Annotated in this window: 24 protein-coding genes; 11 read left to right on the top strand and 13 right to left on the bottom strand. The window is 70.5% G+C overall.

All coding sequences use genetic code 11. The annotated features are described in order from the left end of the window. The first annotated feature begins 27 nt into the window (after positions 1 to 27). Positions 28 to 900, top strand: a complete 873-nt coding sequence (locus tag BLT28_RS03470; protein WP_030430273.1) for a LysR family transcriptional regulator — start codon at positions 28 to 30, stop codon at positions 898 to 900. A gap of 80 nt (positions 901 to 980) precedes the next feature. On the opposite strand, the gene BLT28_RS03475 is transcribed toward BLT28_RS03470, so the two are convergent. Continuing rightward, entirely contained in the window at positions 981 to 4868 is a 3888-nt protein-coding gene (locus tag BLT28_RS03475; protein ID WP_030430272.1) for a discoidin domain-containing protein, read from the bottom strand. A 260-nt stretch (positions 4869 to 5128) separates the two neighbouring features. Here BLT28_RS03475 and BLT28_RS03480 point away from each other — a divergent pair, with 260 nt between their 5' ends. Further along, positions 5129 to 5854, top strand: coding sequence for a class I SAM-dependent methyltransferase (locus tag BLT28_RS03480; protein ID WP_030430271.1), 726 nt, complete (start codon positions 5129 to 5131; stop codon positions 5852 to 5854). On the opposite strand, the gene BLT28_RS03485 is transcribed toward BLT28_RS03480, so the two are convergent. Beyond that, positions 5851 to 6402, bottom strand: coding sequence for a TIGR03086 family metal-binding protein (locus BLT28_RS03485; protein WP_030430270.1), 552 nt, complete (start codon positions 6400 to 6402; stop codon positions 5851 to 5853). The two genes, BLT28_RS03480 and BLT28_RS03485, sit on opposite strands and share 4 nt — an antisense overlap. Before the next feature lie 64 nt (positions 6403 to 6466). On the opposite strand from BLT28_RS03485, the gene BLT28_RS03490 reads away from it, so the two are divergent. From BLT28_RS03490 to BLT28_RS03500, 3 genes are read left to right on the top strand one after another with little or no spacing between them, the layout of a single operon-like run. Continuing rightward, positions 6467 to 7210 carry a helix-turn-helix domain-containing protein gene (locus BLT28_RS03490; protein ID WP_030430269.1) on the top strand — a complete coding sequence of 248 codons (744 nt, stop codon included), beginning with the start codon at positions 6467 to 6469 and terminating at the stop codon, positions 7208 to 7210. Between the two features lie 38 nt (positions 7211 to 7248). Beyond that, entirely contained in the window at positions 7249 to 8067 is an 819-nt protein-coding gene (locus BLT28_RS03495; protein WP_030430268.1) for a class I SAM-dependent methyltransferase, read from the top strand. A gap of 41 nt (positions 8068 to 8108) precedes the next feature. Continuing rightward, complete coding sequence (locus tag BLT28_RS03500; RefSeq protein WP_063766594.1) at positions 8109 to 8558, top strand: MerR family transcriptional regulator; 450 nt, start codon at positions 8109 to 8111, stop codon at positions 8556 to 8558. On the opposite strand, the gene BLT28_RS03505 is transcribed toward BLT28_RS03500, so the two are convergent. From BLT28_RS03505 to BLT28_RS03530, 6 genes are read right to left on the bottom strand one after another with little or no spacing between them, the layout of a single operon-like run. Next, positions 8474 to 9616 (bottom strand): NAD-dependent epimerase/dehydratase family protein, encoded by a 1143-nt coding sequence (locus BLT28_RS03505; RefSeq protein WP_052407447.1) that lies wholly within the window; start codon positions 9614 to 9616, stop codon positions 8474 to 8476. The two genes, BLT28_RS03500 and BLT28_RS03505, sit on opposite strands and share 85 nt — an antisense overlap. Further along, positions 9616 to 9804: a DUF2795 domain-containing protein gene (locus BLT28_RS03510; protein WP_030430265.1), complete on the bottom strand. Its 189-nt coding sequence runs from the start codon at positions 9802 to 9804 to the stop codon at positions 9616 to 9618. Before BLT28_RS03510 ends, BLT28_RS03505 begins: the two co-directional genes overlap by 1 nt. A 40-nt stretch (positions 9805 to 9844) precedes the next feature. After that, complete coding sequence (locus BLT28_RS03515) at positions 9845 to 10654, bottom strand: MBL fold metallo-hydrolase (protein ID WP_030430264.1); 810 nt, start codon at positions 10652 to 10654, stop codon at positions 9845 to 9847. Further along, complete coding sequence (locus tag BLT28_RS03520) at positions 10651 to 11451, bottom strand: SDR family NAD(P)-dependent oxidoreductase (RefSeq protein WP_030430263.1); 801 nt, start codon at positions 11449 to 11451, stop codon at positions 10651 to 10653. The genes BLT28_RS03515 and BLT28_RS03520 overlap by 4 nt, the downstream gene beginning before the upstream one ends. 9 nt (positions 11452 to 11460) lie before the next feature. Beyond that, a complete protein-coding gene (locus BLT28_RS03525; RefSeq protein ID WP_030430262.1) occupies positions 11461 to 13791 on the bottom strand; it encodes a glycoside hydrolase family 65 protein in 2331 nt (776 codons plus the stop codon). Beyond that, positions 13788 to 14513, bottom strand: coding sequence for an HAD family hydrolase (locus tag BLT28_RS03530; protein WP_030430261.1), 726 nt, complete (start codon positions 14511 to 14513; stop codon positions 13788 to 13790). Before BLT28_RS03530 ends, BLT28_RS03525 begins: the two co-directional genes overlap by 4 nt. Positions 14514 to 15083: 570 nt before the next feature. Between BLT28_RS03530 and BLT28_RS03535 the strand changes: the two genes are divergently transcribed. Further along, positions 15084 to 16982, top strand: coding sequence for a beta-ketoacyl synthase N-terminal-like domain-containing protein (locus BLT28_RS03535; protein WP_156051050.1), 1899 nt, complete (start codon positions 15084 to 15086; stop codon positions 16980 to 16982). On the opposite strand, the gene BLT28_RS03540 is transcribed toward BLT28_RS03535, so the two are convergent. Continuing rightward, positions 16983 to 17318, bottom strand: a complete 336-nt coding sequence (locus BLT28_RS03540; protein WP_156051048.1) for a DUF5313 family protein — start codon at positions 17316 to 17318, stop codon at positions 16983 to 16985. Positions 17319 to 17354: 36 nt separating this feature from the next. On the opposite strand from BLT28_RS03540, the gene BLT28_RS03545 reads away from it, so the two are divergent. After that, positions 17355 to 17825, top strand: coding sequence for a MarR family winged helix-turn-helix transcriptional regulator (locus tag BLT28_RS03545; protein WP_156051046.1), 471 nt, complete (start codon positions 17355 to 17357; stop codon positions 17823 to 17825). 73 nt (positions 17826 to 17898) lie between these two features. Beyond that, complete coding sequence (locus BLT28_RS03550) at positions 17899 to 18360, top strand: VOC family protein (RefSeq protein ID WP_030430257.1); 462 nt, start codon at positions 17899 to 17901, stop codon at positions 18358 to 18360. A 4-nt stretch (positions 18361 to 18364) separates the two neighbouring features. On the opposite strand, the gene BLT28_RS03555 is transcribed toward BLT28_RS03550, so the two are convergent. Continuing rightward, positions 18365 to 18856 (bottom strand): winged helix-turn-helix transcriptional regulator, encoded by a 492-nt coding sequence (locus BLT28_RS03555; RefSeq protein ID WP_030430256.1) that lies wholly within the window; start codon positions 18854 to 18856, stop codon positions 18365 to 18367. Positions 18857 to 18935: 79 nt separating this feature from the next. On the opposite strand from BLT28_RS03555, the gene BLT28_RS03560 reads away from it, so the two are divergent. The 3 genes from BLT28_RS03560 to BLT28_RS03570 all read left to right on the top strand — a co-directional run bounded on the left by BLT28_RS03560 (position 18936) and on the right by BLT28_RS03570 (position 21014). Further along, on the top strand, positions 18936 to 19676 hold the full coding sequence (locus tag BLT28_RS03560) for a DUF899 domain-containing protein (RefSeq protein WP_030430255.1): 741 nt from the start codon (positions 18936 to 18938) through the stop codon (positions 19674 to 19676). A 46-nt stretch (positions 19677 to 19722) separates the two neighbouring features. Next, positions 19723 to 20253, top strand: a complete 531-nt coding sequence (locus tag BLT28_RS03565; protein WP_030430254.1) for a pyridoxamine 5'-phosphate oxidase family protein — start codon at positions 19723 to 19725, stop codon at positions 20251 to 20253. A 173-nt stretch (positions 20254 to 20426) separates the two neighbouring features. Beyond that, complete coding sequence (locus BLT28_RS03570) at positions 20427 to 21014, top strand: class I SAM-dependent methyltransferase (RefSeq protein WP_043811936.1); 588 nt, start codon at positions 20427 to 20429, stop codon at positions 21012 to 21014. Here the strand turns inward: BLT28_RS03570 and BLT28_RS03575 are convergent. From BLT28_RS03575 to BLT28_RS03585, 3 genes are all read right to left on the bottom strand, one after another. Continuing rightward, complete coding sequence (locus BLT28_RS03575) at positions 21011 to 22981, bottom strand: ABC transporter ATP-binding protein (protein ID WP_030430252.1); 1971 nt, start codon at positions 22979 to 22981, stop codon at positions 21011 to 21013. The genes BLT28_RS03570 and BLT28_RS03575 overlap by 4 nt on opposite strands. 70 nt (positions 22982 to 23051) lie before the next feature. Continuing rightward, positions 23052 to 24785 (bottom strand): ABC transporter ATP-binding protein, encoded by a 1734-nt coding sequence (locus BLT28_RS03580; protein ID WP_030430251.1) that lies wholly within the window; start codon positions 24783 to 24785, stop codon positions 23052 to 23054. Continuing rightward, positions 24779 to 25384 carry an acyl-CoA-like ligand-binding transcription factor gene (locus BLT28_RS03585; protein WP_030430250.1) on the bottom strand — a complete coding sequence of 202 codons (606 nt, stop codon included), beginning with the start codon at positions 25382 to 25384 and terminating at the stop codon, positions 24779 to 24781. Before BLT28_RS03585 ends, BLT28_RS03580 begins: the two co-directional genes overlap by 7 nt. Positions 25385 to 25659 lie beyond the last annotated feature (275 nt).

Genomic DNA, 25659 nt, shown 5'->3' on the forward strand with positions numbered 1-25659 from the left:
CCGTGAGCCCCGGCCGATAATCGGGCCATGGAGCTGCGTCAGCTGGAGTACTTCGTCGCGGTCGCCGAGGAGGCGAACTTCACCAGGGCGGCCGCGAGGGAGCACGTCGCCCAGCCCGGAGTGAGCGCGCAGATCCGGCGGCTTGAGCGGGAGCTGGGCGAACAGCTGCTGGACCGGTCGGGGCGAACGGTGCGGCTGACCGAGGTCGGCGAGGCGGTGCTGCCCTACGCCAGGGCAGCGCTCGCCGCTGTGGCAGGGGCGAAGCTCGCGGTGGCGGAACTGGCAGGTCTGCTGCGCGGCAGGGTCGACGTCGGCGTGGTGACGGCCTGCGGCGCGGTGGACCTGCCTTCGGCCATGGCGGACTTCCACCAAGCGCACCCCGGCGTCGAGGTCACGCTCACCGAGGGCAACTCGGCGGAGCTGCTCGACGCCGTCCGCGCGGGTGATCTCGACCTCGCCCTGGTCGGTCTCGCCGGTCCGCCGCCGGAAGGCATCAGCACGCACGTGGTGGTCGACGAGCGTCTGGTCGCGGCGGTCGGGCCGGATGATCCGCTCGCCGAGCACACGGAGATCGCCCTGTACGAACTCCGCGACCGCGCTCTGATCTGCCTGCCAAGGGGGACGGGCGTGCGCACCTGCCTGGACCAGGCGTGTGCGGCGGAGGGTCTCGTCCCGCGCATCGCCTTCGAGGCCAGTGGCCCGATGATGCTGGAGAAGCTGGCGATGCGCGGGATGGGCGTGGCGATCCTGCCGGGCTCGGCCGGGCCCGGCTTGCGCGCGATCCCGATCGCCCCGGAGCTGCGCAGCACCCTGGAGTTCGCGTGGCGCGCCGCCGGTCCGACAGCTCCGGCGGCGCGCGCGTTCGTCGAGCACGTCAGGCAGGCGTTCGCGCCCCTGTGAACCACCTCCGCCTGGACCTCTGACCTCCGCGGGGTGGATCGGGGAACCCCGTTCCGGCCGGAACGGGGTTCCCACCCGTCTCAGCGGATGTCGAGCGTGAACGTCGACGTCGTGTTCTTGATGTCCTGGTGGTTGTTGCTCAGCCGGAGGTTGGTGAAGGTGGCCGAGCCGACCGCCGGGCCCTGACCGGGTTCGGGCATCTCGTTGACCCAGATGCCGAAACCGGACTTGGCGTCGAAGGCGTCACCGCTCTTGCGCGCCCCCGTGATGGAGACGTTGGTGAACACCGTGTCGGTGACGGGGTTCTCCGGCTGGGTGCCGTTGTACTTGGTCTGGAACATGATGCCGCTGTAGGTGGGGTCGACGATGTCCACGTCCGTGACCCTGATGTTGCGGAAGACCTTCGACGCCGAGAACACCCAGATCGCCGGGAAGGTCTGCGCGCCCCAGAAGTGTCCTCCCGTGCGCACCAGGGAGATGTTCTCGAACTTCGTCGGGCCGGGTCCGAAGCCGTTCATCGGGTAGCCGAAGTCCAGCGAGCTGATCGTGATCCCGGAGTACACCAACGTGTCCGCGACGTAGATGTTGCGGAACGTGTTGTCGTAGCCGCCGTAGACCGCGATGCCCGCCGCGCGCCAGGTCAGCGTCGAGGACAGGTTCTCGTAGACGTTGTTCTTCATGTCCGACCCGCCCGCGTCGATCGCGGAGAACAACGCGAAGCTGTCGTCCCCGGTCGCCCTGGCGTCGTTGTTGGTGACCAGGTTGTCGGTGCTGCCGTTGGTCATGTTCACGCCGTCGGCGAACATGTTGCGGATGCGGGAGTTCTTGATGGTGACCCGGTCGGTGTTGGCGCCCCAGTAGAGGCACACCATGTGCTCGTTCCAGATGTTGTCGATCACCACGTCGGCGATGTTGGCGAGGTCGAAGACCTTGCCGGGGCCGTCGATCCGCGAGGTGTAGTTGCCGAAGTAGGCGAAGTTCGCGAACGACGAACCGGCCGCGCTGACGTGGAAGCCGACATCTGTGTTGTCCTGTGTGGACGGTGCGTGGAACCGGGTGTACCAGGGGCCCGCGCCGACGACCTTGATCGCCCTGCCGTAGACCTGGAACTTGCTCGCGGTCTGGTAGTCGCCCGCGGGCAGGTACACGCCGACGAGGTTGCCGGTGGTGTCCATGCGGAACCTGTCGAGCGCGTTCTGCACGTCCTGGTGCGCGAATCCCGTTGGGACCACGTACCTCGCGGGGTCGGGGTTGGCGATCGGGCTGACCTGCTCGGTGTTGACGAAGTCGATCGCGTAGTCGGTCATGTTGGCCGCGTCCTTCTGCAGCCGGATCTTGCTGCCCGCCGGGACGGTGCCGTTGAGCATCACGTTGGCCTCGTCGTAGATGTGCCTCGGTCCGCCCGCGCCGGGTGAGTTGCCGGGGCTGGCCTCGGCGCCGTAGAGCCACGCGTACTTCGAGGTCAGGTTGATCGCTTTGTGGAACACGCCGTCGACGTAGAGGTTGAGCGTGGAGTCGATGCCACCGCCGCCCGCCGCGTCCGGGATGGAGAAGCGCGTCACCAGGGTGTTGGTGCTGGCCTTGGTGGTCCACTCGACGTAGCTGCCGGTGGACCTCAGGGTCACCGCCCTGCGTCCGGACGCCTCGCCCGCGACATCGCCGATCGTCCTGTTAGGACCGACGATCGCCGCGCCGCCGCCGACCACGCCGTCCTCGGCCTCGTACATGTCGTACGGCATGTTCGCGCCGCGCCCGACGAAGAACGGTTGCGAGCTGGTGTTGTTGCCGCGCTTGACCGGCAGCTCGTTGGCGTCGTCGGCGATCACCGTCTTGACGGTGTACTTGCCGTTGCCCGCCGTCCACGTGCCGAGGTTCACCGGCGGAGCGCTCGCTCCCGCTGGGATCGCGCCGGTGTGCGAGCCGGTGAGCGTGCGCACGACGGCTCCGGTGCTCGCGTCGGAGATCGTCAGCGTGACACCGTGCGCGCCCGCCGCCGAAGCCACCGTGCCCTGGTTGCGGATCACCGTGGAGAAGGTGATCTGGTTGCCCGCGGCGGGGTTGTTCGGCGTCCAGCTCACGGTTCCGATGAGGTCGGAGCTCGCCACCGGTGTCACGACGAGCTTGGCGGGATTGGCGAAGCCGTTGTTGGCCTCGTTCTGCTCGATGACCTTGTTGTCCTCGTCGACCTTCGCGCTGAGCTGGTACTCCGCCGCGTCGCGCTGACCGATGTCGGCGGTCACGGTCGCGGTCGCACCGGCGGCGAGGCCGTTGACGGTCGCGGTTCCCGCCTTGGTGTCGCCGAGGTAGACGTTGACGCTGCTCGCTCCGGAAGCGGCCGTGCCCGCGTTGCGCACGGTCGCGGTCAGCTTCACCGCGTCCGTCTCCACCGGCGACGCCGGGGACCACGACAGCCCGGTGATGACCAGGTCCGGGTTGGGTGCGGGCACACCGAACACCTGGAACTCGGCGACCTGCCCGCCGGTGGCGCCGGAGTTCGCGGTGAGCCGCAGTTGGACGTCCGCCACGCGACCGGTGACCGGGATCGTCACCGTGTTCCCGCTCGCCGGGTCGAAGGTGTGCGTGGTCGCGGGGGAGAGGGTGGTGAACGCCGACGCGGCCTGCTCCCGACCGAGCACCTGGACGGTCTGGGTGCGGCGGGACCACGCGGTGTCGGGGTTGAGCTTGAGCACTACGGCGTTGACGTCGGCGTTGGCCCCGAGCGCCACCGTCAGGGTGTTGGGATAGCTGTTGGCGTTGCCCTCCCAGTAGGTGGCGATGTTGTCGTCGTTGGCGTTGGCCGCGACGAAGTTGTGGATCACTGAGGAGGCCGTGACGGACTTGCCGAGTGCGAGGTTCGCGCCACCGTTTCCGTTGCGGCGCACAGTGTTGCTGTTGGGGGACTGGTTTCCGGCAGCATCGCGCGCGCGGACGAAGTACGAGACCGTCGCGCTGTCCGGCTGCGCGTCGGTGTAGCTGAGGGTGCTGCCGGACACGCTCGTGCGCAGGGTGTTGTCCGCGTAGACGTCGTACCCGGTCACGCCGACGTTGTCCGTGGAAGCGTTCCAGGACAAGCGAATCTGGCCCGTAGCGGGCTGGCTGAGCGTCAGATTGCCGGGCGCCGTCGGCGCCTGCGTGTCACCGGTCGCCGGGCCGTGCAGTTCGAACTCGGCGAGCTGCGCCGCGGGCCAGCCGGTGTTGGCGGTGATCTCCAAGCGCACGTGGCGGACCGTTGCGGCGCTGAAGGTGATCTCGACCGGGCCGGCGAAGACGTACTCGGCGGACGCGACGAGATCGGTGAAGTCGGTCCCGTTGGTGCTGCCGCGAACGCGCAGCGTCTGCGTTCGTTGCTCCCAGCCTGACGGCAGCTTCAGCGCGAGCCGGTTGACCGCGACCGACGCCCCGAGATCGGCCTGGATCCATTGGGGGAAGGCGTTGTTGGCGCTCTCCCAGTACGTCGCGGTGTCGCCGTCACCCACGTTGCCCGCGGTGTAGGTCTGCACTGTGCTGCTCGCAGTGAAGGTCGCGGTGAGAGCTCTCGTCTGGGCCGCCTGCACTTCGAGCTCGCCGAGCTTCGCGTTGCCCTCGGAGAACGTGACGCGGACGAAGCGCGCGGTCGTCGCAGGCACGTCGATGGTGACCGTGTTCCCCGTGGTGGGATCGAAGGTGTACTGGGCCGGACCCGTCGCGACGGCGTAACCCACGCCGTCCTGGCTGGCCTGCACGGACAACGTGCTCGTGCGCTTCGCCCAGCCCTTCGGCAGCTTCAGCACGACCTTGCCGATCGAGGTGACCCGACCGAGATCCCGCTGCACCGCGTGCTCGCTTCTCGTTCCCTCCCAATAGGTTTCCGGATTGCCGTCGGCGACGGCGGCCGCTGTGCGAGCCGGTGGCGCCGCCGTGGCGACCGGCCCGGCGAGCGCGGTCATCCCGGTGGCGACCAGCACGGCGAGCATGCGTTGCGCACTCATCTCGCGTTCCTTCCCACTCTGGTCCGGTGACGGGTGGCGGCGGAAGGCGGCGGCGAGTCTGCTAAGAATTAACGAGATCTTGTCGAAAATTTGCGTAGCGTGAGTCAAGAGTTGCAGACGTGCTACGCCCGCGTCAACGGCTCACCGAGCGCGGTTCACCCCACCGGTCGCCGTCTGAGCGCAAACCCGCCCACGTTGTGCCCACCGCGCGACGCCGGAACGGGAGCGGTGAGAACTTGATGTGCCCGTACATTCAGGGGATGCGCGATTCCGAGTTCCGCGACGCCCGGCTCGTCATGCTCTACGACGCCGCTTACCGGTGGGCGCGTGATGACGACTTCTTCCTCGGCATGGTCGGGCAGACGCCGGTCCGGGTCCTCGACCTCGGCTGCGGAACGGGACGGCTCGCCCTGGGCATGGCGGCGGCCGGGCACGCCGTCACCGGGATCGATCCTGCGCGCGCTTCCCTTGACGCGGCTCGCACGAAGCCCGGCGCGGCAGAGATCACCTGGATCGAGGGCACGTCGGCGGACGCTCCGAGCGCCGCGTTCGACGTCGTGGTGATGACGAGCCACGTGGCCCAGTTCATCGTCGACGACGCGGAGTGGGAGCGCACCCTCGCTGATCTCCGCCGCGCACTGGTTCCCGGTGGGCGGCTGGTGTTCGACTCACGGGACCCGAGCGCGCGCGGGTGGGAGCGGTGGAACCCCGTGGACTCGCGGACGCGGACCACGCTGCCGGACGGACGGGTGATCCCGTGGTGGACCGAAGTCACCGATGTCGCGGAGGGAAGGGTGACTTTCCTGCACCACTACGACTTTCCCGAAGGAGAACTCCTGAGCTCCTCCACCATGCGGTTCCGCAGCGAGGACGAGATCCGATCCTCCTTGTACGACAACGGCTTCGTGGTTGAGGAGATCTACGGCGGATGGGACCGTGAACCCGTCGGTGCCGGTGAACTCCTCGTCATCGCGCGAAGGTCCTAGTCGGGCCAGGACGGCGAACGGCCGCTCAGCGCGAGCACCTTGTCCAAAGTGGACGCATCGGCTGGGGCGGTGACCTCGGGGCCGTAGACGCCCATCTCGCGGCCCTGGTCGGCGCTCCTGGCGACCTCGCGGTGCACGTGGTCCACGACGTCGGCGTCCCACTCCACGTGCTGGCCGGTGGCGCGGGCGAGGTCCCACCCGTGCAGGACGAACTCGCCGATCACCATGCCACCCACCAGGTCGGCGGGCAGCTCGAAGGAGCCGCCCATCGTCGTCACGCCCTCCCACGCCGAGGCCGGGCGCCACGCCGCGAGGGTCCGCTCGACCTGGGCCTCCAGCGCCTCAGCCCAGTCACCGGATGCCGCACCAGGAGGAACGGCCTCCTTGCGTGCGGCGCCCTCCAACGACGGGCCCCAGTGCAGCAGGTGGGCGATCAGCGCGCGGACGTCGAACTCGGTGCAGGGAGTGGGCAGGTCGAGCTGGTCCGGCTCGATGGTGCGGACGATCTCCAGGAAGGGCGCGGCGGCGCGGGCCATCAGGTCGCTCATGGGCCAAGAGCAAAGCGGGGCGGTCGCCGGGTGTCTTGAACAAACGCGACATAGGCTGCCCGGCATGGGCAGGGACGCACGCGGGCTCGGCGGCGCGTGGACGAAGTACCAGCGGCACGCCTTCCCCAGCCCTTCTCCGGACCTCGCGCCCTACGTCGCGCGCTACTGGGTGGTGTCGTGGGAGTACGACGAGCCCTACCAGCAGCTGATCGTGCCCTACCCGAACGTCCACCTGACCTTCCAGGACGGCCGCGCGACCGTGAACGGGGTGTCCAGCGGGCACCAGGTGAAGGTGCTGGACGGGCGTGGCGGCGTGTTCGGGGTGGCGTTCCGGCCGGGTGCGTTCCGGCCCTTCCTCGGCGCGCCGGTCAGCACGATCACCGACCGCTCGGTGGACGCGGCCGGGATCTTCCCCGGTGATCCGCCCGTGGAGCCGGACGTGCCGGGCGTCGAGGACTTCCTGCGCGCGCACCTGCCGGAGCCGGACCCGCGCGCCCGGTACGCCACCGACGTGGTTGAGCGGATCATCACCGGACCGGAGATCACCAGGGTGGACGAGCTCGCGCGCGCCTTCGGCACGAGCGTGCGGGCGTTGCAGCGGTTGTTCGCCGAGCACGTCGGCATCGGGCCCAAGTGGGTGATCCGCCGCTACCGGCTGCACGAGGTGACGCAGCGGCTGGCCCGGGGCGAGCGGATCGACTGGGCCGTGCTCGCGGCCGACCTCGGGTACTCCGACCAGGCACATTTCGCCCGCGACTTCCGGGCCGTGTTCGGTGAGCCGCCGACGGCCTACGCGCGGCGCTACTGAACATTCAGAGAGTTGTGAAACGGGTGTAGCTTGACGCCATGGACCGCGAGAAGATCACGCTGACCGGAGCGCAGGAGACCATGCTCGCCACGCTCTACGCCCGAGCTCTGGACAGCGTGCGCCCGGACCCAGTCCTCCGCGACGTGGCCGCCGCCGACGCCGTGCGGCGCATCGACTACGACTTCCGCAAGACCGGCATCAGGGGCACCAGCGCCGTGGGGGTCGCGCTGCGGGCGAAGACGCTGGACGACTGGACGCGCGAGTTCCTCGCCGCCACCCCGGAGTGCACCGTGCTGCACCTCGCCTGCGGCCTGGACACCCGTGTGCAGCGGATGGCGCCGCCGCCGTCGGTGCGCTGGTTCGACGTCGACTTCCCCGACGTGATCGAGCTGCGCGAGCGGCTGCTGCCGACGCCGCAGGGTGACTACACGATGGTGCGCTCGTCGGTCACCGCCGACGCGTGGCTGGAGCAGGTGCCCGCCGATCGCCCCGTCGTCGTGGTCATGGAGGGGCTGAGCATGTACCTGCGCGAGGAGGACGGCCAACGGCTCATCCGCCGGATCACCGAGCGCTTCCCGAGCGGTGAACTGCTCTTCGACTGCTACGGCACCCTGGGCATCAAGATGCAGAAGCTGGTGCCCGCCGTGCGCAACGCGGGCGCGACCCTGCACTGGGGCATCGACGACCCGCGCGAGATCGAGCGCCTGCACGACGGACTGACCTGCGTGGACGCGCTGCGCAGCGTGGACATGCCCGGCCTGGACAAGCTGCCGTTCGCGGGCAAGCTGCAGCTGAAGATCGTCGCGCTCATCCCGGGCCTGCGCGATGTCGGCAGGATCATGCGCTTCCGGTTCTGAGTGCTTGACTTGGAGCGCACTCCACCGGCGAGGATGCGGGCATGGACGAAACGCTCACGGTCAGCGAGGCCGCGGCGGCCGCCGGGGTCAGCACGCACACGCTGCGCTACTACGAGCGCGCTGGGCTGCTCGACCACATCGAACGCGGCCCGTCCGGGCGCCGTCGCTACAGCAGGCAGAACCTGGGCGCCATCGAGTTCATCCTGCGGCTGCGCAGCACCGGCATGTCGATCGGCGAGATCAGGAAGTACACCGACCTCGTGCGCGCGGGCGCGGGCAACGAGCGGGCCCGGCTCGGCCTGCTGGAGGACCACCGGGACAGGATCGTGGCCTCGCTCGCCGAGCAGCGCGCGCACCTGGCCGCCATCGAGAAGAAGATCGGCATCTACGCGGAGCTGCTCGGCGTTCAGCCCGCGCGGCGGGACCTGCCGAGCATCCCGGCCAGCACCACGCCCCCCGCGGCCAGCGCGAACCTCCGCAGCCCCCGGTAGTCCCTGCGCGGTCCGACGTCCACAGTGGACCGATCGACCTGCTCACCGGAGCCGCCGAGCCGGTCGGCGCTGAGCGCGGGACTCGTGCCGCGCACTCCCGCGCAGAGCCCTTCGACCTGCTCACGCGCGCAGTCGGCGCTGCTGTGCTTCGGTGCGAAACCCAGTTCCCTGCGGGCCCGCGAGGCGTCCAGCAGCGGGGAGACCGCCGCGAGGTCGAACCAGCCCGGCGAGGTGCCGATCACCCTGGCCCGCCACAGCACCGCGACGGCCGCCTTCGCCAGGAAGTCCGGCACGGGAATCGCCTTGGCGTGCATGGCGTCCGCCAGCGCGGCGCGGTCGAGCGTGTCCTCGGCGGCGAGGTTGAACGCACCCGTCGCGCGCTTGTCCAGGATCGCGATGATCGCGTCGGCCACGTCGTCGGCGTGCACCAGCCGAAGCTTGAGCCCGGACGGGATCGGCAGCACCGGCACCGCCTTGCTGCGCCCCAGCCGGAGCAGCAGCGGGGTGACGAGCGGGCGCAGGTACAACGCGGCGATGCCTGCCGACGCGACGCGCTGCGTGATCAACGTCGGCCGGATGACCGCGACGTCGAGATCGCCGAAGCCCCGCAGCTCCTGTTCCACCGCGACCTTGTGTCTGCTGTAGACGGAGCTGGGCACGCCCGTGGTCGGCGAGGACTCGTCGACCGGAAGCGCCGAAGGTGCGTACACCCCAACGGAAGAGGCGTACACCACGTGCGGGACGCCCGCTCGGCGCGCGGCCTCGAACACCGCGCGGCTGCCTTCCACGTTGACCGCGTGCAGCCAGTCCTCGTCCCGGATCGGCTGCACCGCCCAGGCGAGGTGCACCACGGCGTCGGCGCCCTCGAAGACCTCGCTCAGCCGCTCCGGGGCGGTGAGATCGACGGCCTCCCAGCGGGCGATGTGGTAGGGCGGCGCCGAGGGCGGTGGAGGTCGACGGCACACGCCGACGATCTCGTGCCGCTGCCCGCCCTCGGCCAGCCGCCGCAGCAACCCGGTCCCGATGTTCCCGGACGCACCGGTGATCACGATCTTCATCACGAGCCGCCGATGGCCTCGCTGATGTCATTGGGGGAGTTGAAGTCGTCTCGGTCCAGTCCGCGCAGCGTGTCGAGGACCTGGTCGTCGGCGCCCTGCCGCTGCGCCGTCCTCAGCACCTCTTCCTTCGTGGCGGGGTAGTCGATCCCGCCGAGGAACTTCTGCACCTGGATGGGGTTCACAGTCATACCGGGAGGCGTACCCACCCCGGGCGCGGAAACTCCGGAATCAGTCCCGGATGTGCTCCAGGTACCGCTTCGCCGAGCGCTGCACGACCTCCTGGCCGTCGCGGGGAACCTCCGAGTCCCACCACGCGCCGTGGATCGTCTCGAAGCGGTACTCCGACAGCAGCTCGGCCGCGCGGCGCACCACGCTCGGCCGCTCGGGGATCAGGTTCGGGTAGCTGTACATGAAGCCGACGAAGTTCCGATCCGGGATGACCTGCACGATGTCGCCGGAGAGCAGCGTCCCGGCCCCGTCCGCGCCGTCCCGCCAGTGCAGCACGGTCCCGCCCGCGAAGTGCACGCCGAGGTTGACCAGGGTCAGGTCGTCGGCGAGCCGGTTGGTGGTGCCGCTCCACAGCCGCACCGCCGGATCGGGGCGGCCGATCCACTGGCTGTCGTTCTCGTGCAGGTGGATCGGCACGTCGAAGGTGTGCGCCCAGTCCACCATGGTCGTGTAGTAGTGCGGGTGGCTGATCGCGATGCCGGTGATGCCGCCGAGCGCGCGCACCCGTTCGACGATCTCGTCATCGAGGTAGGCCGCGCAGTCCCACAGGACGTTGCCTGACTTCGCCCGCACCAGCAACGCCCGCTGCCCGATGGCGAAGCGCGGCTCGCAGCCGATGCCGATCAGCCCCGGTCCCTGCTCGCGCAGCACAGCCCGGTGCTCGCCCGCGCGCAGCGTCGCGAGGTCGGTCCACGCCTGCCCGGTCGGCGGGACGTACTGGCGCTCGTCCTCGCAGATCGGGCAGTCCGGGCGCGGGGCGGCGTACTGCGTTCCACAGGTGAGGCAGATCGGCAGGGTATCGGCTGTCATGGTGATCCCTCCTGGGGTTCGGCGAGCTTGCGATGCATTCTCGCCTTCACCGGATCGGACAGCACCCGTGCCGCCACCGCTTCTGCCTTGTTCGTTATCGAGGCGGCGACCACGTGGTCCTTGCCGGCCATCATCGCCTCGAAGCCCTGACGTGCCACGTCGGCCGGATCGTCCTTGGGGCCGGAACCGACCTTGGTGTCGGTCATGCCCGCGCGGCGGAAGAAGTCCGTCTCCGTGGGGCCCGGCAGCAGTGCGGTGACGGTGACGCCGCTGTCCTTGACCTCCTCGCGCAACGCCTGCGAGAAGGACGCGAGGAACGCCTTCGACGCGGCGTAGACGGCCTGGAACGGTCCGGGCATCGTCGCCGCGATCGAGGAGGTGAACAGCACCCGCCCCTCGCCGCGTTCCGCCATCCACGGCAGCACCCGCTTCGTCAGGTGCACGGCGGAGGTGACGTTGAGGTTCACCACGTCCAGCTGTGCCTGCAGGTCGGTGTCCCCGGCGAACGGGCCGCCGACGCCGACACCCGCGTTCACCGCGAGCGCGGCGACCGGCCGTCCGGTCTGCTTCACCTTGAGCGCCAGCTCCTCGACGCCGTCGAAGCGCGCGAGGTCGACCCGCACGGCCTCGGCAGCCGCCCCCAGGCCCTGGAGTTCCCGCGCCGCGGCCAGGATTCCCGCGTCCTCCGCGGCCACCACCAGGTCGAAACCGTTGCGGGCGAACACTTTGGCCAGCTCCAGCCCGATCCCGCCGGATGCGCCGGTCACCACGGCGAGGGGCTTCGAGGTCGTCGTCATGCCCCAGAGCTACCCGCGCCCCCGCGGTTCACGCCCTTCCGGCTGGCTGACCTTCGGCGGCTCCGGCGCCGGCGGGATCGGCAGCGTCACCTCGGCGCCCGGCTCGACCACGATCGCCTCGCCGTGGTGGGAGGTGTGCAACGGCGGGCCGGCGACGACCCGGTAGGTGGCGCTCTCCCGGTCGACGGTGACGCAGAAACAGGTCTCCCGCAAGCGCATCCGGAACGAGAAGCGGTTCAGCGCCGGCGGTGTCCTCGGCGCGAAGCTCAGCCGTCCGTCGTGGTCGCGCATCCCGCCGAACCCCGCGACCATCGCCGTCCACGCGCCCGCGAGCGAGGCCATGTGCAGTCCGTTGCGGGAGTTGCTGTGCAGGTCGTCGAGATCGGTGAACGCCGCCTCCAGCAGGTACGAGTAGGCGAGGTCGAGGTGCCCGATCTCCGCGGCCAGCACCGCCTGCGTCCCCGCGGACAGCGAGGAGTCCCGCACTGTCCGCGCCTCGTAGTAGGCGAAGTTGCGGGCCTTCTCCTCGGGGCTGAACGCGTCGCCGCGCAGGTGCATGGCGAGCACGAGGTCGGCCTGCTTGATGACCTGCTTCCGGTACAGGTCGAAGTACGGGTAGTTCAGCAGCAACGGGTAGCCGGACTCCGGAGTGTTCGCGAAGTCCCACTCCGCGTGCGCGGTGAAGCCCTCCGCCTGCTCGTGCACTTCGAGCTTGCGGTCGTAGGGGATGGCCATCCGGTCGGCGGCCTTGGCCCACTCGGACAGCTCCTCCCCGGTGACCTCCAGCCTGCGCGCCAAGTCCGGCTGGCGACCGCACGCCGCGGCTGCCTCACGCAGGTTCTTCTGCGCGATCAGGTTGGTGTAGACGTTGTTGTCCACCACGGCGCTGTACTCGTCCGGCCCGGTGACGCCGTCGATCCGGAAGCCGTCGTGCGGATCGTGGTGCCCGAGCGCCATCCACAACCGCGCCGTCTCGACCAGGATCTCCGTCCCGCATTCGCGGTCGAACTCCTCGTCCCCGGTCGCCGCGACGTACTGCGCGGTGGCGTAGGCGACGTCGCCGGAGACGTGGAAGGCCGCGGTGCCCGCGGGCCAGTACGCCGAGCACTCCGCGCCGTTGATCGACCGCCACGGGAAGGCGGCTCCGCGCTGACCGAGCTGCCTCGCGCGCTCCCGCGCTTTGTCCAAAGTGGAGTGTCGCCAGCGGAGCGCGTCCCGTGCGGCCTCCGGAACGGTGTAGGTGAGCAACGGCAACACGAAGATCTCGCTGTCCCAGAAGGCGTGCCCGTCGTAGCCGGGACCGGTCAGGCCCTTGCCCGCGATCGCCCTGGTCTCCCCGCGCGCCCCGGCCTGCAACACGTGGAACAGCGCGAAGCGGATCGCCTGCTGCACCCGCTCGTCGCCGTCCACCTCGACGTCGGCCGCCGCCCAGAACCTGTCCAGGAACGCCCGCTGCTCGGCGAGCAGGCCCTCCCAGCCGGTCTGCAACGCGCCGTCGAGCGCGGCCTCCACCTGGGCCCGCAGCGCGGGTACGGACCGGTTCGCCGACCACCCGTAGCCCAGGTACTTCGTCAGTCGCAGCCGCCCGCCCCTGGGCACGTCGACGGCGACGGTGAACCGCGCGAGGTCCTCCTCGGCGTGGATGTTGGTGCGCAGGTTGTCCTTCGTGTCGACCGTGTGGTCCATCGCGGCGGCCATCCGCAGCCCGGACTTCCTGGTGTGGTGCGCGAGCACGGCCCGGCTGCCGTCGGCCACCGCGAAGTCCGCCACCAGCGGGTTGTCCAGCGCGGCGGCCACGCGGGGGTCACCGGAGCGCTGCTCGATCGGTTCGTTGGCGAGCAGGTCCGACTGCACGACGAGCTGGATGTCGTCGGCGGGCTCGATCTCGTAGTGGATCGCCGCCACCGCGCGCTGGGTGAACGACACCAGCCGCTCGGTGCGCACGGTCACCCGCCGCCCGGTCGGCGACTCCCACTCCGTCTCCCTGCGCAGCGTGCCGGAGCGGAAGTCCAGCACCCGCTCGTGGGAGAGCGCGCGGCCGTAGCGCATGTCCAGCGGCTCGTCCTCGACCAGCAGCCGGATGATCTTGCCGTCGGTCACGTTGACCACGGTCTGCCCGGCCTCGGGGTAGCCGTAGCCGCCCTCGCCGTAGGGCAGCTGGTGCTCCTCGTAGAAGCCGTTGAGGTAGGTGCCGGGCAGCCCGCGCGGCTCACCCTCCTCCAGGGTGCCGCGCAGCCCGATGTGCCCGTTGGACAGGGCGAAGCTCGACTCCGTGCGGTCCAGGCTGTCGACGTCGAGCCCGCGCCAGGCCAGCTTCCACGGGTCGGTCAGGTAGCTCACAGCAGCTCTCCCAGGTCGTCCACCACGATGTCGGCGCCGTGCTGGCGCAGCGCCTCGGCCTGCCCGGCGCGGTCCACGCCGACCACCAAGCCGAACTCCCCGGCCCGCCCCGCCGCGACACCGGAGAGCGCGTCCTCGAACACCGCGGTGGCGCCGGGGTGCACGCCGAGCTCGCGCGCGGCGGCCAGGAACGAGTCCGGGGCGGGCTTGCCCCTGAGCTGTTCCCGCTCGATCACCACACCGTCGACCCGCACGCTGATCAGCGGCGCGAGCCCGGTCGCGGCGAGCACGCGCTCCCCGTTGGCCGAGGAGGTCACCACGCCGAGCGCCAGACCGGCTTCGTGAGCCGCTTTCACGAACCGCACGGAGCCGGGATAGGGGCTGACCCCCTCCCCGGTGAGGATCTTGTCGATCAGGTCGTTCTTGCGGTTGCCGACCGCGTGCACGGTGGCCAGGTCGTGCGGATCGGCCGGGCTGCCCTCCGGCAGCGTGATCCCGCGCGAGGCCAGGAACGCGCGCACCCCGTCGCGCCGCGGCCTGCCGTCGACGTAGTCGAGGTAGTCCTGCTCGCTGAACGGCCGGAAGGAGGGGCCCTCGTGCACGGCGAGGAACTCGTCGAAGACCTGTTTCCACGCCTTGCGGTGCAGTTCCGCGGTGCTGGTCAGCACGCCGTCCATGTCGAACAGGCACGCGGCGATCTTGTCCGGCAACTTCGTCGGCATCCGCAGAACCTCCGAGGTCGGTGATCGTTTCGCGCTGGGAGTGCCCTCCGCCGGACGAGCCTAACCGCGCCCGGTTCGGCGCACCGGCCGCCCGATTACCTGCGAAACGGGGCCGTTTCATTACCGCTCAATTCCCCGTGTGTTCCTGCCCGGCTGCGCCTGGGGCTTGTGAAAATGGCACGGAATGGGTGAAAATTCACCCCTCGTGGAGTAGTGCCAACGCTGCGAAGTGGGGATATAAGGCGATCCTATGTGTTGTGGCTATGGCAGGTCGTTGACGCGTGAAGTTTCTGATTCCGCCGGAACGCGCGGATCGCGGGACTGGTAAGTTCCCGTTCCGAAGTGAGCGGCGGACCATTCCTGGGGCGGAATGACGGGCGCGGCGCGGGAAGGCATCCCTGCCACCCCTGCGCGGAACTGGGGCTGTTCCGCGGGGATAGGGGTCGGCTTTCCCCGCCACCGTCCCTAGGTTCGGTGGTGTCGCGCGCGTGCCCGGGGCGTGCGCGCGGCACCGACCACGTGTCGCCGACGTGCTTGACGGCCCGCGCGGTCGTCGAGAAAGGGGACGACATGTCCGCAGAGGACGAGCGGATCGCGATCGTGTCGATGGCGCACCGGGAGCCCGGCGTCGGGCAGCCCGGATTCGACTCGGCGCTGTTCGGCATCGACGCCGCGGACCTCGACGCGGCCCGGCGGGTCTCGCTGGAGCTGGCCTGGGAGGTCCTGGAACGCGGCGGCCTCGACCCGCTCGCGGCCCGCGAGGGCCGGACCGGGGCCTACGGCTGCGCGGGCGCGCAGCTGGCGAACGCGTTCCGGCTGGGCGGCCCCGCGATCACGGTCGGCACCGCGCACACCCCGCTGGTCGCCGTGCACATGGCCGTCCGGTCGCTGCGCGAGGACGAGTGCGACCTCGCCATCGCGGGCGGCGCCACCGACACCGACGGCGCGTCGATGCTGTTGCTGGAGCGCCTTTCCGACGCGCGCAGGCACGGTCGTCCCGTTCTCGCGGTGATCGTCGCCAGCGCCGTCGGCGCGACGGTGGAGCGCGCGGCCGACTCCGCGCTCAGGGCCGCGGGCCTCGAACCGTCCGATGTGGACACTCTCGCGGACCTGCGCTCGCTGACCTCTGACCACTGTGGATTCGTCAGCGTCTCGTCTCCGCCCGGCGCCACCGCAGCGCACCTGGTCCTGCGGCCCGTCGTCGAGGCGTCGCACGAGATCGGTTCCGCCGTCGAGCTGCCGGACACGCCGGTGCTGCTCTCCGCCGCCAACCGGGCCGGACTGCGCGCGCAGGTGCTGCGGCTGCTCGGCCACCTCGAAGCCGACGAGGACGCCGGCCTCACCGACGTCGCCTACTCCCTGGCCACCAGCCGGGCCGCGCTGCCGTTGCGGATCTCCGTCGTGGGTGACCGGCGGGAGGTGCTGGACGGCCTCGCGGCGATCGCCGCCAGCGAACTGGACGTGACCAGGGCGGCGCCGGTCCCTGCCGCGTTCTTCTGCACCGGCGAGGCGCCGCCGGCGTTCGGGCGCGAGCTGCACGCGGAGTTCCCGGTCTTCGCCGAGGTCTTCGACGAGATCTGCGCGGAGTTCGACGAGTTCCTGGAGCAGCCGCTGTGGGACGTGGTGTTCACCGTCGACGTGCCCGATGCCCTTCATGAGCGCGCCGCGACGTTCGCGGTCGAGGTCGCGCTGTACAGGCTGGCCGAGCACTGGGGCCTGGCGTTCGCCCGCGTCGACGGCCGTGGTGTCGGGGAGATCAGCGCCGCGTACTGCACCGGTGAGCTGTCCCTCGCCGACGCGTGCGCACGGGTGCTCGGGACGGAGCCGGAGGTCGCGGCGCTCTCGCGGCTGGACCTCGGTCCGCTCGCGGTGCTCACCACCATGCCGGAGATCCCGTTCGGCACCGCGCCGGGCACCGCCCGGGTGGCCTTGCTGCACCCCGACGAGCCGGAGGCGCGGTCCCTGGTGACCGGCTTCGCGCAGCTGCACGACCGGGGCGTCGAGGTGGACTGGGCGGAGTTCTTCTCCGGGACCGGGGCGCGCCGGGTGGACCTGCCGACCTACCCCTTCCAGCACGTCACCGTTCCGTCCCGGCCGGAGCACGAGCTGTGGCGCGACGCCCCGGAGTCGGGCACGTGGCTGGTGATCACCGCGGCCGACTGCGCCGACGAGCCGCTGACCGGGGCCGTGCGCGACGCGCTGGCCAGGGACGGCGCGGTGGTGCGGTCGATGGAGGCGGGCCCGTGGAACCGGGAGCAGTTCGCCGAGCACCTCCGCGCCGCGCTCGGTGACGAGGCGCCGGACGGCGTGCTCGCGATGGCCGGGGTGGAGACCGACCTGCTCGTGCAGGCGATGGGCGACGCGGAGATCGACGCGCGGCTGTGGCGGCTGGCGCCCGCGCTGCGGGCCAACTCCGGCGGAGGCCGCCGCGGCCCCCGCACCGGGTTCTGCCACCGCGGCAGGCGCTGATCAGCGCCGCAGGTTCGTGGCGTGGCCGCGCGGGAAGCCGTACTTGGTGAGCCGCGTGTCCGCGTTCTCCGGCGCGTACGACAGCGAGTAGTACACGCCGACGATCATGCCGAGCACCAGCGCGAGCAGCACCACCTCGCCGGGGCCTGCCAGTGCCACCCCGAAGACCAGGTACAGCAGCGCGAGCACGGGGGAGACCAGCACCAGCGACCGCAGCACGTGCCGGAGGAACCAGGTCCGGCAGGTCAGGTCGTGCACCACCCAGTCGCGGTAGCGCGACGGCAGCTTGCCGCCGAAGGCGTACCACAGCCACAACACCGGGTTCGGTCGTCGCACCGGTCCTCCTTTGCCGCGCCAACGCTTGCCACGCCAATGGTTAGTGTACCAATCATTGGTAGGCTCTCCGCTGTGACTCAGCAGGCGGATCCGCTCGAACTGGAGCGGCAGGTGTGCTTCGCGCTCTCGGTGGCCTCGCGTTCGGTGGTGGCGATCTACCGCCCGCTGCTGGAGCCGATGGGGCTGACCCACCCGCAGTACCTGGTGATGCTCGCGCTGTGGCAGTACGCGCCGCTGTCGGTGAAGGACCTCAGCCGCCTGCTCCAGCTGGACCCGGGCACGCTCTCCCCGCTGTTGAAGCGGCTGGAGGCGAGCGGTCTGGTCCGGCGCGAGCGGGACAGCCGGGACGAGCGCAGCCTCGCGGTGACGCTGACCGCGGCCGGGCGGGAGCTGCGCGCCGAGGCGGAGAAGATCCCGCCCGCCGTGGTGGCCAGGCTGGGCATCCCGATGGAGGAACTGGAAAGCCTGCACCTGGCTCTCACCCGGGTCATCGCGGCCGCCAGCTGAGCTTGCGGACCGGAACTGTCCGCAAGGGGTGTCAGGCTCGTGCCGCAGACCCACCCAGAACGGAGCGAACCCGATGAGCCGCCACATCCAGGTCACCTTCGACGCCCACGACCCGCGCGCCCTCTCGTCCTTCTGGCGCGACGCACTGGGCTACGTCCACCCGGCCCCGCCCGGGGTCGAGCTGGCCGAGGGCGCCGACCCGCTGGCCGCCTGGGACGACTTCCTCGCGGGCATCGGCGTTCCGGAGGACCAGCGCAACAGCAACTCGGCGATCGAGGACCCCGACGGGCACGGCCCGCGCGTGTTCTTCCAGCGCGTTCCGGAAGGCAAGACCGCGAAGAACCGGGTCCACCTCGACGTGCGCGCCGCTCCCGGTCTGCGGGGAGAGGAGCGGATGGCCGCGTTGGAGCAGGAGTGCGCCCGGCTCGTCGCACTGGGGGCGACGCGCGTGCGCCGTCACGAGCCCCAGCCCCCGATGAGCCACGGTTTCATCGTCATGACCGACCCGGAGGGCAACGAGTTCTGCCTGGACTAGCCGGTCAGGCGGTGCGGGGCCGGCTCGGGTCCCTGGGCGGGCGGCGGTTCGGGTCGGCGCCCGGCCCGGCGACGGCGACCACGTCGGCCGCGGCGGGCTCCTGACCGCAGTCGTCGCAGCGGGCGTGCACGTGCACCGGTCCGCCGCAGCCCTCGTGCTCGAACAGGATCGGCGGTCCCTTCGGCGCCACCCAGCGGTCGCCCCACTCGGTCAGCGCGACGATCACCGTGCCGAGGTCGCGGCCCTTCTCGGTGAGCACGTACTCCCGGTCCTCGCGCCGTTCCATCAGCCCGTCGGCCACGAACCCCTCCAGGCGCTTGGCCAGGATGTTCGGCGCGACCCCGAGCCTGCGCTCGAAATCGGAGAAACGGGTCATCCCGGCGAAGACGGCGTTGCGGATGATCAGCAGGCTCCACCGCTCACCGATCAGCTCCAGCGCGCGGGCCGCCGAGCAGTTCTCGCGTTCGTAGGTCCGACCGAGCACGTCGCTGATCATCCGCCTTCCACTTGTGTGATGCAAGTACGCCCCCTAGCCTGCTTGCATCACGCAAGTACGGGAGATCGAGGAGGACGTCGTGGACCGACCTCAGGTGGTCAGCAGGCAGGACTGGCTCGCCGCCCGGCGCGCGCTGCTGACCAAGGAGAAAGAGCTGACCCGGGCGCTGGACGCGCTCAACGCCGACCGGCGGCGGATGCCGGTGGTGCGGATCGGGAAGGACTACCGCTTCGCCGGACCGGACGGCGAGGTCGGACTGCTGGACCTGTTCGACGGGCGGCGTCAGCTGGTGCTCCAGCACTTCATGTTCGACCCGTCCTGGGACGAGGGCTGCCGCAGTTGCACCGCGATGGCCGACGACCTCAGCGAGGGCGCCCGCGCCCACCTCGCCTCGCGCGACACCGCGTTCGCCGCCGTCTCCCGCGCGCCGTACCCGAAGATCGCCGCCTACAAGCAGGCCAGGGGGTGGACCTTCCCCTGGTACTCCTCGCACGGCAGCGACTTCAACTACGACTTCCACGTCTCGCTGGACCCGGAGGTCACGACCAACTCCTACAACTTCCGCAGCGGTGACGAGCTGGTCGCCGCCGGGCAGTCCTGGCTGGTCGACCACGTCGGCGAACAGCCGGGCGTGAGCGCGTTCCTGCGCGACGGCGACGAGGTCTTCCACACCTACGCCACCTACGGGCGCGGTGTGGAGGTGATGATGCACGCCTACCGGCTGCTCGACATCACCGCGTTCGGCCGCAACGAGGAGTGGGAGGAGCCGAAGGGGCGCGTCACGACCCCGCACCCCGCTGATCCCAGCTTCACCAGCTGACCTCCGCCCGGTGTCGAAATCGGGGCAGCCCGTTCGACGCAGGGGTATGACTGACTTCAACGAGCCGATCTCGACCCGCAACCTCGACCAGTACGGGCACGCCGAGCTGCCGTGGAGCAGGCCGCGCGACATCCTGGCCGGTGAAACGGCCTCGGCCGACCTGACGTTCTTCGTCTCGACCGTGCGGCCCGACGGGCGCCCGCACTCGGCCGGGGTGGGGGCCGTCTGGGTGGACGACGCGCTGTACTTCAAGGGCGGACCGGGCACGCGCCGCTCGCGCAACCTGGCGCTGAACCCGGCGTGCAGCGTGTCGGTGCGGCTGCCCGGCATCGACCTGGTGCTCAACGGCGAAGCCCACCGGGTCACCGACTCCGCGACGTTGGAGCGAGTGGCCGCTGTCTACCGCACGGGCGGTTGGCCGGTCTCCGTGGAGGGTGATGCGCTCACGGCGCCGTTCACCGCTCCCAGCGCCGGGCCCGCGCCCTGGCACCTGTACCGGCTCACGCTGCACGACGCAGTCGGCGTGGCCGGGGCGGAGCCGCACGGCGCCACCCGCTGGGACTTCGCCAACGGCTAGGTCCGGACTGCTCAGGCGCGGAGAAGCGGAACGTCCGCCCGGGCCCCGATGTCCGGGAACCGCCTTCGAGGGTGCCACCCATTGGGACCAGCCGGCGCCACGTTCGCGGGTAGAACGGTGGCCGAGGCCGTTGCAGGTTTCCGCCCGTATGGAGGAAGGGAACAGGACTAGTCATGAGTCGTTCGTGGGAGTTCGTTCCGTTCGTCCTCGGCTCCTTGCGCAGGCCGATCAGCACCGGCGCGTTCGTTCCGAGCTCCCGCGGCTGCGCCAGGGCGCTGCTCGACGGGATCGACATGGTGGACACCGACACGGTGGTGGAGCTGGGCGCGGGCACCGGGGCGATCACCCGCGCGCTCGACGCCGCCCTGCCGGCATCGGCCCGCCTGCTCGCCGTGGAGATCAACGACGGCTTCGCCGAGCGGTTGCGGCGGACCGCTCCACCCCGCGTCGAAGTGGTCTGCGACTCGGCGGTCGAGCTGCCCCGCATCCTCGACGAGCACCGGGTGGAGCGGGTGGACGCCGTGGTCAGCGCCCTGCCGTGGACCGTGATGCGCTCCGAGGACCGGCGCGCGGTGCTCACGGCGGTGGCGAAGGTGCTCCAGCCGGAGGGTGTGTTCGCCACGCTGCTGTCGGTGCACCGCGCGCGCACGGACAGCGGCAGGGAGTTCGAGTCCTTGCTCGCCGACACCTTCACCGAGGTGCGCCGCGGCAGGACGATCTGGACGAACCTGCCCCCCGTCACCGCCTACCACTGCACCTAGGCCTCCGCACCGGTGAGGGGGTTGGCGAACTGGGCGGCGTAGAGGCGGGAGTACGGGCCGTTCGCGGCGAGGAGGGAGTCGTGCGTGCCCTGTTCGACGATGCTGCCCGACTCCATCACCAGGATCAGGTCGGCGTCGCGGATCGTGGACAGGCGGTGCGCGATCACGAAGCTCGTGCGGCCCTCGCGGAGCGCGTTCATCGCCCGCTGGATGAGCACCTCGGTCCTGGTGTCCACCGAGCTGGTCGCCTCGTCGAGGATCAGGATCGCCGGTTCGGCCAGGAACGCCCGGGCCACGGTGATCAGCTGCTTCTCGCCCGCGCTGACGTTGCCGCCCTCCTCGTCGACCACGGTGTCGTAGCCGTCGGGCAGCGTGCGCACCAGGCGGTCCACGTGCGTCGCCTCCGCGGCGGCCACGATCTGCTCGCGCGTGGCCCCCGGTGAGCCGTAGGCGATGTTGTCCGCGATGGTGCCGCCGAACAGCCACGCGTCCTGCAGCACCATGCCGGTCTTGGCCCGCACGTCCTCGCGCGTCATCTCCGCGATGTCCACGCCGTCCAGGGTGATCTTGCCGCCGTCCAGCTCGTAGAACCGCATCAGCAGGTTCACCAGCGTGGTCTTGCCCGCGCCGGTCGGGCCGACGATGGCGACGGTGCGCCCCGGCCGCACGGACAGCGACAGGTTCTCGATCAGCGGCTTGTCCTCCTCGTAGCGGAAGGACACGTTGTGGAACTCCACCTGCCCGCGCACCGAGGGCTGGCGCACCGGCTCGGCGGGCTCCTCGCTCTGCTCCTCGGCGTCGAGCAGCTCGAACACCCGCTCCGCCGAGACCACCCCGGACTGCAGCAGGTTCGCCATCGCGGCGATCTGGGTCAGCGGCTGGCCGAACTGCCGCGAGTACTGGATGAACGCCTGCACGTCGCCGAGCGAGATCGCGCCCGAGGACACCCGCAGCGCGCCGACGACCGCGACCAGCACGTAGCTCACGTTGCTCAGGAACATGATCGCGGGCTGGATCATCCCGGAGATGAACTGCGAGCGGTACCCGGCGTCGTAGAGGTCCTGGTTGTGCTCCTGGAAGGTCCGCTCCGCCTGCTCGCGCCTGCCGAAGACCTTGACCAGCGCGTGGCCGGTGAACATCTCCTCGATGTGCCCGTTGAGCTTGCCGGTGGTGGCCCACTGCTTGACGAACTGCGGCTGCGCGCGCTTGCCCACCTTCGTCGCGACGAGCACCGACAGCGGCACCGTCACCAGGGCCACGAGCGCCAGCAGCGGGGAGATCACCAGCATCATCACCAGCACGCCGACGATGGTCAGCAGCGAGGTCATCATCTGCGCCAGCGTCTGCTGCATCGACTGGGCCAGGTTGTCGATGTCGTTGGTGACCCGGCTCAGCACCTCGCCGCGCGGCTGCTTGTCGAAGTAGCGCAGCGGCAGCCTGGCGAACTTCGCCTCCACCCGCTCGCGCAGGTCGAACACCGTGTGCTGGACGACGCGCGCGGTCAACCTGCCCTGCACGAGCGCGAACAGCGAGGACAGCACGAACAGGCCCATCGCCAGCAGCAGCACCTGGCCCACCGCGGCGAAGTCGATGCCGAGGCCCGGGCGCAGGTCCAGGGTGGAGAAGGTGTCCGCGAGCGTGTCCTGGCCCTCGGCCCGCAGCTTCGCCAGCACCTGCGCCTTGTCCATGCCCTCCGGGTACTGCTTGCTGATCACGCCGGAGAAGATCAGGTCGGTCGCCCGGCCGAGGATCATCGGGCCGACCACCATCAACCCGATGCTGACCACGCCGACGGCCAGGATGCCCAGCAGCGCGAGCCGGTGCGGGGCGAGCAGCCCGAGCAGCCGCCGCGCCGAGCCGCGGAAGTCGGTCGGCCGGTTGGTCGGCGGCCCGCCGAACATCCGCGCCATGGCCGCCCCGCCCGGTCCCGCCGCCGGTGCCGGGCGCGAGGTCGTCTGCGCGCTCATGACGACGCCTCGCAAGCTCGGCGGATCATGAGCCAAGCTGCTGTGTCCGGTGGTTCGCTCGCAAGCTCGCTCACGCAGCCTCCTTCTCACTGAGCTGGGAGAGCACGATCTCGCGGTAGACCTCGCAGGAGGCCATCAGCTCCTCGTGCCTGCCGGTGCCGACCACGTGGCCCTCGTCGAGCACGACGATGCGGTCGGCGTGCCGGATGGTGCTGATCCGCTGCGCGACGATGACCACTGTGGACTGTGCGGTCTCGTCCGCGAGCGCGGCCCGCAACGCGGCGTCGGTCGCGTAGTCCAGCGCCGAGAACGAGTCGTCGAAGAGCAGGATCGGCGCGCGGTGCACGAGCATCCTGGCGATGGCCAGCCGCTGGCGCTGACCGCCGGAGACGTTCGTCCCGCCCTGGGCGATCGGCGCCTCGAGGCGTTCCGGCAGCTTCTCGACGAAGTCGCGGGCCTGCGCGATCTCCAAGGCGTGCCACAGCTCCTCGTCGGTCGCGTCGGGACTGCCGTAGCGCAGGTTCGAGGCGATGGTGCCGGAGAACAGGTAAGCCCGTTGCGGCACGATGCCGACAGCCGCCGAGAGCGAGTCGGCGTCCAGCTCGCGGACGTCGACGCCGTCGATGAACACACCGCCCGCCGTGGCGTCGAACAGGCGCGGCACCAGGTTCAGCAACGTGGTCTTGCCGCTGCCGGTGCCGCCGATGATCGCCGTCGTCTCACCGGGCCGCGCCACCAGGTCGATGTCGTGCAGCACCGGCTGCTCCGCGCCGGGGTAGCGGAACTCCACCCCGCGCAGCTCCAGCTCGCCGCGCGGTTCCGGCAGCCGCACCGGGTCCTTGGCGGGCACCACGCTGGGGGAGGTCTCCAGCACCTCCTGGATGCGCTCCGCGCACACCTCGGCGCGGGGCAGCATCATGAACATGAAGGTGGTCATCATGACCGACATCAGGATCTGCATCAGGTAGGACAGGAACGCGGTGAGCGCGCCCACCTGCATCGCGCCGCTGTCGATCCGCCCGGCGCCGAACCACAGCACGGCCACGCTGGAGGCGTTGAACACCAGCATCACGATCGGCGACATCAGCGCGGTCAGCCTGCCGACCCGCAGCGACACCGCGAGCAGGTCGGTGTTGGCCTCGGTGAAGCGTTCCCGCTCGTGGCTGTCGCGGACGAACGCGCGGATCACCCGGATACCGCTGATCTGCTCGCGCAGCACCCGGTTGATGCCGTCGATGCGGGTCTGCATCGAGCGGAACGCCGGGCGCATCCGCGCGATCACGAAGCTCACCGCGATGCCCAGCAGCGGCACCGCCACCAGCAGCAGCCCGGACAGCGGCACGTCCTGGTCCAGCGCGAGCACGATGCCGCCGACCGCCATGATCGGCGCGGCCGCGACCATGGTGAACATCATCAGGACCAGCATCTGCACCTGCTGGACGTCGTTGGTGGTCCTGGTGATCAGCGACGGCGTGCCGAAGTGGCCGACCTCGCGCGCGGAGAAGTCCTGCACGCGGTGGAAGACCGCGGCGCGGATGTCCCTGCCGAGCCCCATGGCGCTGCGCGCGCCGTAGTAGACCGCGCCGAGCGAGCACACGACCTGCACGAGGGTGACGGCGAGCATGATCGCGCCGATCCGCAGGATGTAGCCGGTGTCGCCCTTGACCACGCCGTTGTCGATGATGTCGGCGTTGAGCGTCGGCAGGTAGAGCGCGGCCAGGGTCTGGGCGAGCTGGAACAGCATGACGAGCAGCAAGGGCTTGGTGTAGGCCCCCAGGTGCGCGCGGAGCAGTCTGGTCAGCACGAAGGCTTCTTTCGGCGTGGTGGCTGGGGCAGGCCCGCGGCGACGGACCGCAGCGCCTCGGTCATGATCGGGATCAGTTCCGCGGGGGGCTCGGAGTTCAGCCAGTGGTTCATGGCCACCCTGGTCGCACTGGACACCGCACCCGCAACAAGGCTCGGATACATGTCAAATCGGATATCCGTGCCGATTCGCTCGGCGATGCCCTCGGCGAGCACGCGCTCGATCTCCGCACGGGCTTTGAGGTGCTCGCCCAGCAGCGACGGGTGGCGCATCTGCAGCCGCACCCTGGCGACCTGCTCGCGGTCGGGCTCGCCGCCGTACTGCTCCAGCACCGAGCCGATCACGGCGTCCCACAGCGGCTCGTCCGCGGGCCGGGCGAGCAGCGCCGCGCGGACCCGCTCCTGGCGGTCCAGCCCGATCGCGCAGATCGCCTCTTCCTTCGAGCTGAAGTAGTTGTTGAACGTCCTCGGCGAGACCCCGGCCTCGGCCGCGATCTGCTCGACGCGGACGTTCTCCGGCCCGTGCTCCATGGCGAGTTTGAGCGCGGCCCAGCTCAGCGCGGCGCGCGCCGCCAGCTTCTTCCGCTCCCGCAGACCCATGGCCGCGACACTACACACACTTTTTGCGCGGTGCGCAAATTTTCGCGATCCGCAGAATTGGTCACCGTGTGGTGAGCGGGTCGTCCACCCCCGGTGGTGAGCCTGCCCGGCCCGCCGAGACCGGGGACCTGCACGCGGCGCCGTGGCGTCGACGTCGGTCACGACCAGCCGGAGCGCGTCGGCGCCCGCGACCGCGTCGGCCACGTCGCCCCGCACGTCCCTCCACTGTGGAGTGTCGAACGGAAGCCGGTGCACCGCCTTGTCATCGGAGTCGA

Origin of the sequence: Allokutzneria albata (assembly GCF_900103775.1) — a bacterium.
GTDB classification, from domain to species: Bacteria; Actinomycetota; Actinomycetes; order Mycobacteriales; family Pseudonocardiaceae; genus Allokutzneria; species Allokutzneria albata.